7 protein-coding genes are annotated in these 13,685 nt (G+C 45.5%); 2 read left to right on the forward strand and 5 right to left on the reverse strand.

Annotated elements, in window-relative coordinates; translation table 11 throughout:
• Positions 1-2 precede the first annotated feature (2 nt).
• Together R8G66_28580 and R8G66_28585 are read left to right on the forward strand one after the other, a co-directional pair.
• A complete protein-coding gene (locus R8G66_28580; GenBank protein ID MDW3196364.1) occupies positions 3-1,091 on the forward strand; it encodes an alanine racemase in 1,089 nt (362 codons plus the stop codon).
• Positions 1,092-1,101: 10 nt separating this feature from the next.
• A complete protein-coding gene (locus R8G66_28585; protein MDW3196365.1) occupies positions 1,102-2,220 on the forward strand; it encodes a glycoside hydrolase family 3 N-terminal domain-containing protein in 1,119 nt (372 codons plus the stop codon).
• 290 nt (positions 2,221-2,510) lie between these two features.
• Here the strand turns inward: R8G66_28585 and R8G66_28590 are convergent, their stop codons facing one another.
• The 5 genes from R8G66_28590 to R8G66_28610 are packed head-to-tail and all read right to left on the reverse strand — an operon-like array spanning position 2,511 to position 13,668.
• Positions 2,511-3,212, reverse strand: coding sequence for a hypothetical protein (locus tag R8G66_28590; protein MDW3196366.1), 702 nt, complete (start codon positions 3,210-3,212; stop codon positions 2,511-2,513).
• A complete protein-coding gene (locus R8G66_28595; GenBank protein MDW3196367.1) occupies positions 3,184-7,917 on the reverse strand; it encodes an efflux RND transporter permease subunit in 4,734 nt (1,577 codons plus the stop codon). The genes R8G66_28590 and R8G66_28595 overlap by 29 nt, the downstream gene beginning before the upstream one ends.
• Positions 7,910-11,050 carry an efflux RND transporter permease subunit gene (locus R8G66_28600; protein MDW3196368.1) on the reverse strand — a complete coding sequence of 1,047 codons (3,141 nt, stop codon included), beginning with the start codon at positions 11,048-11,050 and terminating at the stop codon, positions 7,910-7,912. The genes R8G66_28595 and R8G66_28600 overlap by 8 nt, the downstream gene beginning before the upstream one ends.
• Before the next feature lie 54 nt (positions 11,051-11,104).
• Positions 11,105-12,172: an efflux RND transporter periplasmic adaptor subunit gene (locus R8G66_28605; GenBank protein MDW3196369.1), complete on the reverse strand. Its 1,068-nt coding sequence runs from the start codon at positions 12,170-12,172 to the stop codon at positions 11,105-11,107.
• 11 nt (positions 12,173-12,183) lie between these two features.
• Positions 12,184-13,668: a TolC family protein gene (locus tag R8G66_28610; GenBank protein MDW3196370.1), complete on the reverse strand. Its 1,485-nt coding sequence runs from the start codon at positions 13,666-13,668 to the stop codon at positions 12,184-12,186.
• Positions 13,669-13,685 lie beyond the last annotated feature (17 nt).

The raw sequence follows: 13,685 nt of genomic DNA on the forward strand, positions 1-13,685 counted from the left end.
CCATGATGACAATCAAGCGGCCTACCTTCGTGATCAACGAAGGAATAGCGAGGGCCAACATTAGAAGAATGGCGGAGAAAGCTAATGCCAGTGGCACTATTTTCCGACCACATTTCAAAACGCACCAATCCAAAGATGTGGGGGATTGGTTCCGACAGGAGGGAGTGACAAAAATAACGGTTTCATCCGTTTCGATGGCACAATATTTTGCGTCCCACGGCTGGGATGACATCACCATCGCTTTTCCTTACAATCCCCTGGAAATCGATGAGATAAATGAGCTGGCTTCAAAAATCAAATTGAACGTTCAAATCGAATCGCGAGAAGCATTGGATCACTTACTGGTGACTGCTAAGTCACCACTGGGGTACTTCATCAAAATTGATTTGGGAACGCGCCGCACAGGTCTTTTGCACAATCAGAGCGACATCATTCAGGACCTGATCAATCGGCAAACGGATAAAGTTGCTTTCAGAGGGCTGCTGTCACACGCTGGCCATTCCTATAATGCACGTTCTCCCCGAAAGATCCTGGAGATGCATGAAGACAGCATGAAAGTGATCAAGCTGATCCAAAGCAAGCTCGATCAGGAAGTATTTATTTCATATGGAGATACCCCTTCCTGCAGTGCTCTGGAATCCTTTGATGGCATCGACGAGATCCGAGCTGGCAATTTCGTGTTTTATGACATCCAACAAACGAACATTGGATCGTGTACCATGGAAGACATTGCCGTAGCGGTATTCTGCCCCGTAGTGGCGGTTCATCACAACCGTGACGAAGCGGTGATCTACGGAGGTGCGATCCACATGTCAAAAGACCATATCAAGCGTGGCAATGACGATGTGTACTTTGGGGAAGTTGTGACCTTAACTCCTTCTGGCTGGCAATATCAAGGAGATGCCATTCTAGACCGTGTTTCTCAGGAGCATGGCATCATCAAAGGTTCAGAACGGTTCTTCAGAAATCTGAAAGTAGGAGATGTGGTAGGAATCTTGCCTGCGCATTCGTGTTTAACTGCTAACTTGGCGTCCGTTTACTACAATTTGTCTGGTGAGCGATACGAAAAAATGGAAAGCAATTTCTACTGACACCAATCACATGAAAATCTACCTCCTGTCCATCCTGCTCCTCTTGTCTTTAGTCACAAAATCCCAGGAGCAGGATTCACTGGACATCATGATCGGGCAAATGATCATGGCAGGAGTCAGGGATTTTCAACAGACTGATCTTCGGGAAGAGCTACTTCTTAATCTTGAACAAGGAAAAATTGGCGGAGTAGTTCTTTTCGAAAAAAACGTCCCTAAAACAAACACAAAGCAAGGCTTGATCGCCATGATTGACACCTTGCAGGCGCATGCCAGCATCCCTCTTTTAGTAAGCATTGATGAAGAGGGTGGTATTGTAAACCGACTCAAACCTAAATATGGGTTTGATGATCCGCCTTCTGCACAGCAGCTTGGAGCATGGGACAATACAGACACCACTTATTTCTATGCCCAACGCATCGCGGATAATCTGAAAAGCTTAGGGATCAACCTTAATTATGCTCCAGTCGTAGACCTGAACGTCAATCCAAAAAACCCAATCATCGGGGGCATTGGGAGAAGTTTCTCGGCAGACTATCTGGAAGTGGTCGAACATGCAGCAGTTTATATCCAGGCACATCGAGATGCCAATGTTGGCACCGCCCTGAAGCACTTTCCCGGACATGGCAGTTCGGCCAAAGACACACACAAAGGCATTGCCGATGTATCGAAGACCTTTGTGATCGAGGAACTCTATCCTTACAAAATGCTGATTGACTCGGGTAAAGTAGATGCCGTGATGACCTCTCATGTGATGAATCGCATATTGGCGGACTCCTTACCCGGGACTTTGTCAAAAAGAGTTGTTGACGGTGTTCTACGAGGCTTTTTAGGGTATGATGGTGTCGTTTTCTCCGATGACATGCAGATGAAAGCCATTACCAATCATTATGGATTGGAAACTTCCGTGAAACTTTCCATTCTGGCTGGAGTAGATATCCTGGTATATGCCAATCACGTATTAGAAAAGGATGTGATTCCCGTCAACAAGCTATTCAACCTCATGAAACAACTGGTGAATTCTGGTGAGATCCCTGAAGAACGGATCAGGGAGTCTTACAAAAGAATCATGGACTTTAAGGTGCAATTGGGGTTGTTGGAGGTTAGGAGGTCTTATGAGCCTAGGAAGTGATTCATATCAATACTTTTGAATCAAAAGAAACAACCAATTTTCGGACTAGTATCACCGTGTTTTCTTAAGTTAAGCATCATTCCTGCCGTTCCCGGATGGGACTTTGTTCAGGAATCTCAAACTTTGATTCTGCTATTTGATCTTGAGATTCCGGCATTCGCCGGTGGCCGATGGTCCGCCGCTGCGGTGCCATCGGATTGACGAATAATTTTTTAATGGCTTAACTTAAGAGAATTGTCGTCTCTTGGAGTTGTCGATCACTCTCCCTGTCATTAGTATGATATCCTCCTCTAAATAAACTTCTCCCTGTACTGCAGATTGTACATCCCATAGAGCAATGATAGAGCCGTACCGATGGAAAGGTAGATCCTGTTTTTGTAGATCACACTCAGCCAAATAAACTCACTCATATTTCTTGGCTCGGAGAAAGGATTCAGGAATAGGTTATATGCACTATACTCTAAAGGCTCTGCGAAAATGAAAAAGATGAAACTCACGATCACTAATGTGATCGCGGTACCGTTTCCGTTTTTAATTTTCGTAGACAACATGAAACCAACAGCTCCCAGAAAGGTGACTGGGAATAGTACCTGACCTACCATTGGCATGATATTGAATCGGTACAGCGTGACATAGGCAACGATTCCCAGCACGATCAAAATGGCAAAAGCAACAAGAATGGTCAGAACAAATCGGACGAGCCAAACCTTGTATCGGTAATTCGGAATGCCGAAGATGGTTTCGATCATTTTGGAATCATCATCATTTTGCAGGCCGTAAGCAAGCGGATAAAAGATCAACAAGAGCCCTGGAAAAACCAGGAATCCAAATATGACTGCTTCATTGAAATTTGGATCTTCAAAAATGGTGATCGTGATGATGAAAGCGAAAAAAGCAAAAGCCGCCAATACGAAGTAAATGAACTTATTCGCGAAGATCACCTTGATGTTATATCTGACTAGCCTAAGCAGTAGCGTGAGCGAGCTCTTCATTTTCGTTTCTGTTTTTGTTCTTCATTAACCACAAGTACGAGTCTTCCAGATTGGCACGAACCTGATACGCGTTTTCTACTGGCTTCTCTTTTGCGAGGCACTTGATCTTTATGTTTTCACCATCGCGCATGTGATGTACGATGAGATGATCTTCCTTGATTTCCTCAAATTCCTCTGGCGAAACAGAAAATTCCCACACATTATCCTTGGCCAGTTCTGCCATGGTCGTAGGACTTCCGATGTACTCAATGTTCCCTTTGATCAATACCGCCAGGTGGTTACAGGAGCTAGCGATATCCTCAATGATGTGGGTAGAGAAAATCACAATTCGCTCCCGACTCAATTCCACCAGTAAGTTTCTGAATCGGATACGTTCCAGTGGGTCCAGACCGGCAGTCGGCTCATCCACCACCAGGATTTTCGGCAGGTGCAACAAGATCTGAGCGATCCCGATCCGCTGCTTCATTCCTCCGGAAAAGGAACCTATCTTTTTGTCCTGATGATCCTGCATGTGCACCGCCTTTAGTACGTACTGCACGCGTTCTTCCCGAGCCTTTTTGTTGGTGATCTTTCGGAGGATGGCCTGATAGTCCAGAAACTGGTATGGCGTCATGTTTTCATAGGTACCAAAAGCCTGCGGCAAGTAGCCGATCAATCCTTGTAGCTCTTCCCTGCGTAGGTTCGTATCATGGCCATTGATCCAGATCTTACCGTAACTCTGATCCATGATACCACAAAGGATTCGCATAAGCGTGGTTTTACCTGCGCCATTCGGACCCAGCAATCCAAACATGCCCTGCTCGATTTTCAGGCTTACGCCGGAGAGTGCTTTGAAAGGCTCTTTCTTTTTACCTATGACAGGAATGGAGAGAATGAATTTGAAATAGAGTCTCCTGATCTTCTTCAGCCTTCCTTTCATATTGTCAAGATCCACCGGCCTTGCTTCCAGTCTTCTGGCCGTGCTCACCAGGAACAATCCGATGAACCATAGGATAATCAGCACCAAACCCAGTGCCTTCACTTGGATATCAGCGTATAAATAACTCGCACTTACAACAGGGAATCCCCAAAGCACCACGGTATGGATGATAGAAGCGAGCCTTCTTCGCTTTTTCATCAAATAAGTCACCTGATTTATGATCGAAATGATGAGCACATGCAAAGCAATCATGAAACACAGCTGCCAAAAGGCTTTGTCCAGGTAGAAGTAGATGAAGTATACCAGGAAGCTGATCAACGCAAGTTGCCAGATCAGATTTTGCAGGATTGATCGCACCGAAATTGGTTCTTCATCCCGCGCTTCATAAAGGCTCTTGTTCCCTCTCCACTCCCTCAACCATCGCTTATCTCGGCCATAGACTTTCGTCAAATTTTGGATCGTGATATGCATCGCTTCATCAGATGCAACCATCTTGGCATTGGCCTGGCGCAATGAGGTCATCACAAAGTGCGTAGTTCCTGGAATCAGAATAATAGCCGCCAGGAACCATATCATTTGCCACATGAATCCTTCAATTTCCAGGTAAACCAGGGTGCAAACCGCAATCATAGCTACGATTTGAAAGACCCTCAAATACGGGTTCAAGTTCCTAAACCACTTCAAAACACTCTCTAACCCGGCACTCATGGTTGGGATATAGATAAGTGTGAGCAGCGTGCTCAATGCTAAACCTCCCATCACCGTCACGGCAAATGGCTGACCAATACTGGTTACGTATTCTGCTTCTCCCAAAGCCAGAGGAAGCATCGCCACGATCGTAGTAATGGAAGAGATTAGAATAGGTCGAATTCTGGAGATGCCACTGATCATCAGCGACCGGTATTTTGTAAATCCTCTTCTGCGCAAAATCCTGGAGTAATCAATCAAAATGATGCCATTATTCACTACCACACCCAGTAGGATCAGGAAGCCAATCAAGGTATTCGCGTTCATCAGGGAATTGCCTGTCAAAGTCAACGCCAGGAATGCCCCGATCGCCGAAAGTGGAATAGAAAACATAATCACCACAGGCAGGTACAATGACTCGAAAATGGCCGCGAGGATCATGAAGATGATCACTACCGCCGCGAAAATGAGGAAGTAGAATTCATCAAATAGCGGCTCTTCGTGAATTACGTCTATCACTATTCCGGATGGGACATTAATCCCTGCCACAAGTTGATCAATTTCAATTCTAGAGGCTTCCAGCAGCGATTCGGAACCGATCACATCCTCAATGAATTGGTAGGTGATTTCAATTTGTTTTTCCTGGTTGAGACGGTTGATGCTACTCTCCCCTGAAGAGTAAATCACAGAGGAAAAATCTTCCATCTCATGGGTAGCTCCGGCAGCATTCTCCACTGGTAGCGCCCGGAGATCCTTCATCTCTTTCGCGCGTTGCGTTTCCTGATTGTTGGTTTTGATGGTGATTTCAAATTCCTCATTGCCGCTGAAGAAAGAGGACCCGGATGCGAAGGAGGGTTGAAAGTCGTTGAGACCTGACATCACGTTTTCCTGCGTCACGCCATACTCACTCATGCGCAGCTGATCAAAAATGATGTGTGCTTCAGGACGTTCCGGGCTCAGATTCACGTAACTCGATTCGATGGATTGTAATCCACTGATGAAGGAGTTAAGATCGTTGGCGATGGTTTGCATCAATTCAAAGTCCTGACCTTTCAGAATGATCTGTTCCGTTTGCGTACCCAGCCCCAGCATCTTTTCGAACGTATTCGAGTTAGAAGGTCCGCGTGCCTGACCTCTGCTACTGGCCTGCTGTTGTTGATCCATGGTGATTTCCAGGTCCTCATAGCCATCGGCAATGTTGCTGAGCATGCTTTTCACTTCTCCGACTGAGATGGAATCCAATTGGTCAAAACCCTCCACGAGTTGGACCGTGAGCACCGACTCTCCTTCTGAAATTTGACTGATAAGATTCCCTACTACTGGGATTTCCAGCACATCTTTTTCAATCTGTTGCACTTTGGTGTCCGTAGCGGCAAGGGTCGACCCTTCAGGCATGGTCACGAACAAGTTCATCTCGTCAGTCTCCACTTCATTGAGGCTGGCAACACTGACTAAAAAGCTCAATCCGATGGTGAGAAAAAACAACACCAACCCACCGATGATGGTGGCTGCCGGCTTTCGGAAACAAGCTTTCAATACCACCAGGTACATTTGGATGATGCGCTGCCGAACCGATGCATTTTTGATCAATGGAGCATCGGCTTTCTTATCGTTCTTGATCGTGGCATGGGCAAGCATAGGTATGAGTACCAATGCGACTACTAGTGAGACCAGCAATGTCGATATGATTGAAACGCCAATGTGTGAACCGATCAGCGTCACCAAAAAATTGGACGAGAAGATAAAAGGCAGAAACACAGTCACGGTGGTGAGTGTCGCCGCGATCACAGACCTCATCACTTCCTTAGTTCCGTCCACTACCGCATCCTCAGCTGGCTTCTTGCTCACTACATGTCGATAGATGTTTTCAATCACTACCACACTATTGTCCAACAGCATCCCAATGGCCAGGGACATCCCGATCAGGGTGAGGCTATTGACAGTGATGTCGTAGGCATAGAAAAAGTTGAAGGCGGTGAAAACAGAGATAGGGATCGCCAACGCAATGCTCAGGATGAACTTGATCCGTCGCAGGAAAATCCAAAGAACAAATATCGCCAGCAATCCACCCAGCAATGCCAAATTCTGGATCTGATCAATGTTCTTGACCATGATTTCAGCGGTGTTGCTTTGTACCACAATTTCAGCTCCCATTGGCTCAAGATCCTTGTTGATCTCATCAATGGTCGCCAGGGTGTTTTCAGAAACCTCGATCAGGTTGGCTTGTGAAGCTTTTGAGACGCGAATAGAAATGGCATCCTTTCCATTTACCCGACTCAACGTCGTTTGCTCTTTCACGCCGAAGAAGACATCCGCTACATCACTTAGCAGCAGTGGTCCTCTTTCTGAAACAACCAGACTCTGAATGTTTTTGATGTTCTTGAGATCAGCCGATACATTCACAAAAACATTCTGACCTTCAGTACGGACCTGCCCGACAAATTCACTCTTGTTGGAATTTTGAGCGAGTACATTATTGATCGTATTAGGAGTGATACCATTTGCTTCGCAGATCGCATCATTCATGATGATTTCTACCGTCTTTTGACGGCCGCCGAATACTTCAACTCCTCCTACGCCTTCCACATTGGTCAATCGATCGGTGATGTATTGATCGGTGACGTTTCTGACCCGGTCTACTCCCCCCGATCCAAGCACCTGAAGCTCCATGAAAGCGTTGGTGAATTGCTCCGTATCGATTTTCACGATATTGACGAAGAACTCTGGACCAAGATCTGCTTTGATGGCATTGACTTTTTGTTCCAGCTTGAGATAGGAGTACTTGATATTGGTGCCTTGAACAAAGGAGATGAAAATCATCCCTTGCCGGCTATCTGCCGATGCATTGATTTCCTCAATTCCCTCTAACGAGCTGATCGCTCCCTCCAAGGGTATGATGGCCTGTCTTTCCATGTATTTGGGGTCCACCTCATTACTGGAGCCCACCTGAACAATCAGAATAGGAAATTCAACATTGGGAAACAGCTCGACAGGTAGCTTATTGTAGGAAATGTAGCCCATCACTGAAAACCCAATGAAGAGCATCGATACCAGAACTTTCCTGCGAATGATCGTATGGAGTATGCCTGTCTTACCCATTGCTTCTGGAAGTCAGGTTCTTAATTCTGGTCATCAACTTTTCGATGCTCTCGTAAAAGCACGGGATCACGATCAGTGTCAGCAAAGTAGATGTCACCAATCCGCCAATGACGGCAATGGCCATCGGAGCCCTTAATGCAGCGCTTTCCCCAAAACCAAACGTCAGTGGTAGCAAGGCCAAAATGGTCGTGAGACTCGTCATGATGATGGGCCTGAACCGTTTTTGTCCTGCATCTAAAATGGCCGTTCTCAAATCAAATCCCGCCTGTTTGTTTTTGTTGATGCTATCCACCAAAATGATCGAATCATTTACCGCAATTCCAGTCAGCATAATGATCCCAATAAAGGCCATCATGTTGAGTGGCATTCCAAGGAAAAAGAAGGCGAGCAATGCACCTACTCCTGCCAATGGAATTGTCAAGAGAATCGTGAATGGATGCAGTAACGACTCAAACTGTGAAGCAAGTACCATGTAAACTAGTAGCACAGAAAGGATAAGCGAGAATGTCAGGTTCTTCATCGACTCTTTGCGTTTCAATTCCTGACCTACCACATCGATTTTATATTGCGGCGGTAGCGAAAGTTGCGAAAATCGTGATTGAATACCATTGACAATCTTGTCATATGCCAGATCCTGGTTCACCCTCGCACTCACCGAAACAAATCGAGTTTGGTTTTTCCTGAAAATCGAGCTGGAAGCATATTCGGTGGTGATATTGGCAATTTCTCCCAACCTCAATTCCTGCTGTGCCCCTTTGATTTTCATATTTTCCAACTCAGAAAGGCTGATCTTTGGAATCTTGATTTCAATGTCCTGCATCTCTCCTCCTCGCTCAATGGTACCGGCGTTCTTGCCTTTCAGCTGATCTTTGATCTGACCAATCACCTCTTCGATGGAGAGGTTGAACAGACCAGCTCGGTATTTGTCTACGTCGACTTGCACTTGAGGTACGCCTTTTTCCATGTTGGAAAGCGGTTCATAGATGTTGTTGTCACCATTCATGATCAGGACTACTGAGTCAGAAAGTGGTCGAAGCGTTTTCAGGTCGGACCCAGTAATGTCAATTACAAGAGGCATTTCCTCCTCACCAAGTACTGAGTTGAGTGCACTTTCGTCATTAGAAAATGAAGCCTCCAGATTGGGAATGTTCTCGAAATAGCCAGAAAGCACTTCAGTAATTTGAGCTATAGGCAATTCGCTTACCTGGCTGAAAATGAGTTTCAGGCTTGCCTTGTTTTCCTCGTACAGGTTTTCATTTTCGATCCCAGATTGGCTTTTCTCCGGGCCAATGTGACTATAAATTTTATCAAGGTTACCCTCAAAAATCTGGAACAATTGCTTTTCAATTTGAGCCACCGTACTTGACGTTCTTTCTAGCGGAGTGCCCTCATTTAACCTCAGGTCTACCGAAATAGCACGGGTATCAGCTTTAGGCATATATTCACTGCCGATCAACGAAATCAATTGGTAAGAACCAATGACCAGCACAAAAGAGATGGCAATGAAGGCCAATCGATACTTCAGGACTTTGTCCAGGAAATTTCGATAGCCCTGGAATTTGATGGATTTTTCTTCCTTGACCGCTTTGGCTTTTTTGAAGACCCGAGCGAACAACATGGGGATTACCAGTATCGCAATCACCAGGGAAGAGACCAATGAAAAGGCCACGGTCAATGCCTGATCTTTGAAGAGTTCACCTGATGGACCTTGCAGGTACACGATCGGCAAGAACACGATGATTGTCGTCAATGTAGAAGCGGTAATTGCTCCACTCACTTCACTTGTCCCTTTGATGGCCGCATCAATCACGCTGAGACCTTCTTCCCTTTTTCTAAAAATGCTTTCGACCACTACAATGGCATTGTCGACTAACATTCCTGCGCCTAGTGCCAGCCCTCCGAGGGTCATCACATTCAGGGTTAGTCCATTGAAGTACATAAGATTGAAAGTAGCAACGATGGAAATAGGGATCGCTACACTGATAATGGCGGTAACACCAACTCTCCGGAGGAAAACGAAAAGAATGACCATTGCGAAAAGGGCGCCATAAAGCCCGGATTCCTTCACTTCATCAATGGCCTGCTGGATGAAGCTCCCTTGATTCTGAATGATCACAAACTCATATCCGGGAACGGTTTTCTTCAGGTCTTGTAGCACCTCTTCCAGTTCTGTTACTGCATTGACGGTGTTGTATTTCGTTTCCTTGTAAATGGAGAGACCAAGGCTTCTTTGTTGATTGACCCGGACGATGCTGCTGGCTTCTTTGTCCATCACTTTCACCGTGGCAACTTCTCTTAAAAGCACTGGTACTTGATCTGAAGTGGGAGTTTGAATCGATGCATCGGTATTTTCTCCTTCAGCTGGAATGGGTTGACCTCCTTGACGTGTGGTGTACCCTACAACCAGGTCTTCCAGGTCTTCTGGTGTGTTCAGTATCCCAAGTCCTTTGATCACATACTTTCGTCCCAATTCCTCAATGAAGCCCCCAGAAACATTCCGGTTGTAATTCTGAATTTTCAAAACAAGCTCATCCACAGAAAGCCCGAATGATGCCAACAGCAATGGGTCAGTTTCGAGGACCACTTCTTTTTCCTGCTCTCCTGCAAGTCTCACTTCCGCGATTCCTGGGAGCCGGATCAGTTCATTTCGGAAATTGGTTTCTGCTATTTTGCGCAGGGCATCAAAATCATTGTTCGTGGGATGGTAAATCCCCATGATCATGATCGGGGTAGCATTGGGATCGAACTGCGAAATAGCAAACTCTTCAATCTCCTCGTTGGAAGAGAAGTTGGAAAGCGCCTTTTGCAGATCAAGGAACGCCTCATCCATGTCCTTGCCCCAGTCGTACCTTACGGTCACTCGACCATATCCTGTTTGACAAACGGAGCTGACTTCTACGGCTCCATTCTGCCGGATCGCTATGGACTCAATGTCTTCTATGAATTGTTTTTCTACCTCAGATGGTGGTCTTATCCCAACCTTCATCTCTACAAAAAGTGTAGGATTCTTCAGATCAGGGAACAACTCAATTCCCAGCTTGCTGAATGAGATGGACCCGAGGAGAATAATGGCTAACACCATCATCAGGATGGAAATGGGGTAGTTAACCGCCAGCGAAACAACTTTCTTCACGATAGATGCATTTTGCGTTCAAAATTTGTGATGTGTGCTGCGTCTGTATTTAGACTATTTGATCACACTCACTTTCGAATTGTCTCTCAGTGTTTCATATCCCGAAATCACCAAGCGGTCGTTCACTTTTAGTCCGTCGAGGACCTCAATCACATTCTGGTTTTCCAATCCGGTTTTGATCGTCTTTTCACTGGCGATCCCATTTTCGACAATGTAGACGACCTTGCCATTTTGCCGGGAAATGATAGTTTCTTTAGGAATCACCAGCGTATTGTCTCGCTGCTCCGCCAGAATGGCCGCCTTCACGAACATACCTGGTCGAAGCATCAATTCCTCATTTTTGATTTCCAGCATGCTCTGAAAGGTTCGGGTATCGGGATTGATCACTGGTGAAATTTGACTAATAAAACCAGCCAATGTGTCCTTATCCAGGTTGTAGTTGGTGATGTGTACCACCTGACCTTTCCTTACCTCTAACAAATACTTCTCTGGTAGTTTGATGTCCAACAGTAATCGGTCGAACTTCATGATCTTGAATAAGTCTACTCCTTGCTCAATTTTCACTCCACCGGTATAGTAAGGCAGCTCTACGATGGTCCCATCGAATGGTGCTTTTACTGACATTTTCTCCTTTTGGATCAACGCATTTTCGTAAGAGTACTTGGCATTGACATACTCCACAGACGCATTCTTCAATTCTGTAAGTGTCACCCCTCCTTTCTCATGAAGCGATTGTTGCTTTTTGAGGTTATTATCAGCAAGTTCTAGATTCAGCTTTTTACCTTCCAGTTGGAGACCGTTTTCAAATTCAGCATCTTCCAAGGTGATGAGAATCTGCCCAGATTTCACAAAGTCTCCCAAGGCAAATGACTTCCCGGTCTGCGGATTAGTTTGCAATCGATAGCTCCCGGAGAGTTGAGATTTTTCAACACCTTCTTTCGAGGAATAGACCGTTCCAGTCGTCTCAATAAAGTTGGAAATAGATTGTACCTTCAGAGCAACCACGGATACGGGAATCTTGATCTCAGTATCAATCGATGACTCTTCATTGTCGCAGCTCGCGAGCACGCCGATCAGACAGACTAGGGCCAGGAGTTTGGAGTATGTGTTCAAGTTATTCATGATGGTCGCTACTAAAAGGTTTGTGGTACAACAGGTTGATTGGTTTCGAAATCGAAAAGTGATTGAATCTTCAGGTTGAGCAATTCAATTTTGTAGTTGATCAACGCACTGGCAAGCTCACTTTTCTTATCAGATAGCTGGTTCTGAAATTGATTCAGGTCCATACTGGTGAGATCACCATTTCTGTATCGTTCCAGATTGATTTCATAGGTTAACTCCGCATTTTTGACATTTTGCTGAGCAATCTCAATCTGAGTTTCAAGGTTTTGCAAGTTTCGATAGACTTTTCTGATATTGATTACGATGGTATTCTTTTCGTTCTCAAGGTCAATTTTGGTGATCTCCATATTGGCATTCGCAGCTGCCAGGCGGGCTTTTTTCTCGCCCCAGTCCCAAAGCGGAATATTGAAGGAAACTGCTACCCTGGGGTTGGTTGTAGGAGATTCGTAAACGCCTGGCACATTCGTGTTATCCCCGAAGATCCCCATCGATAGGGAGATCGACCCCTTGAATTCATTCAATGCATTGGTCCGCACCAGTTCAAATTGAGACCGTTCGATATCAATAGACCGTTGGCGCAATTCCATGCGATGCTCCAAACCGTATTGGATGGCTTTGTTGAGATCCACTTGCTGGGTAATAAAATTGATGTCTACCTGCACTTCAATCTCTTCGGTAAGATCAATACCCAGCAACAACTTGAAATCATCCGCTGCATTATCCAGAGTCACCTGCTGATTTTGAAGCGTTGAACGGGAGGAAGCAAGGTTGAGCTGTGCTTGATACAGTTCTTCTTCTGCGAGAAGGTCAGCTTCTACTTTATTCTTGGTAATGTCAAAACTGACCTGCTGGTTCTCATATTCATCTTGCGCAATCTGTAGGTTATTTTGGGCCTGATAAAACGTATAGAAAGACTGGGTTACATTACGCTCCAACGTCAGCAATTGCATGGCATTACTTAGCTGTGCATTTTCCAGGTTCAACTCCAATTCTTTGAGCTGAAGCTTGTTTCTGTTGTAGGTGAAAATGGGCTGATCGAACTGAAGGAAAAGGTTGTTACTGTAGGTTTTCAATCGCACATCCTGTGCCTCACTAAAGTTGTCACGATAGCCAAACCGGTTGTTCAGTGAAATTCGTCCATCCGTCTGGGTAATGGGCTTAGAGATGGACAGGTTCGCAAATGAATTGTAGTCCTCATTGGTGTTCCACACGGAAAAGAACTCATTGAAAACCCGACTCCTGTTAAAGTCGAATGGAGTAACATCCAAGGCAAATCTCGACTTCATACTGGCGCGTTGCGCATCGAGGCTCTTGCGATTACTCAGTAGGTTCAACATGGACTTCTTGATGTCCGGACTGCTCGTTTTGGCAATGGTGATGGACTCCTCCAGCGTGAGCGTTTTTTGAGCCACTCCCGACTGCCAGGCAAAGAACGCAGCAAGTGCAAACGCAAGACTTAAGATCCTCTTGCTACTAATTTTCGAATGTCGATTCATGCTTCTCTCCAATTACA

The organism is Cytophagales bacterium, from assembly GCA_033344775.1.
Lineage (GTDB): Bacteria > Bacteroidota > Bacteroidia > Cytophagales > Cyclobacteriaceae > JAWPMT01.

Coding starts and splice junctions, on each gene's coding strand:
- R8G66_28585 (MDW3196365.1), top strand. CDS start 1,102: ATGAAAATCTACCTCCTGTCCATCCTGCTCCTCTTGTCTTTAGTCACA.
- R8G66_28595 (MDW3196367.1), bottom strand. CDS start 7,917: ATGGGTAAGACAGGCATACTCCATACGATCATTCGCAGGAAAGTTCTG.
- R8G66_28610 (MDW3196370.1), bottom strand. CDS start 13,668: ATGAATCGACATTCGAAAATTAGTAGCAAGAGGATCTTAAGTCTTGCG.
- R8G66_28590 (MDW3196366.1), bottom strand. CDS start 3,212: ATGAAGAGCTCGCTCACGCTACTGCTTAGGCTAGTCAGATATAACATC.
- R8G66_28580 (MDW3196364.1), top strand. CDS start 3: ATGATGACAATCAAGCGGCCTACCTTCGTGATCAACGAAGGAATAGCG.
- R8G66_28605 (MDW3196369.1), bottom strand. CDS start 12,172: ATGAATAACTTGAACACATACTCCAAACTCCTGGCCCTAGTCTGTCTG.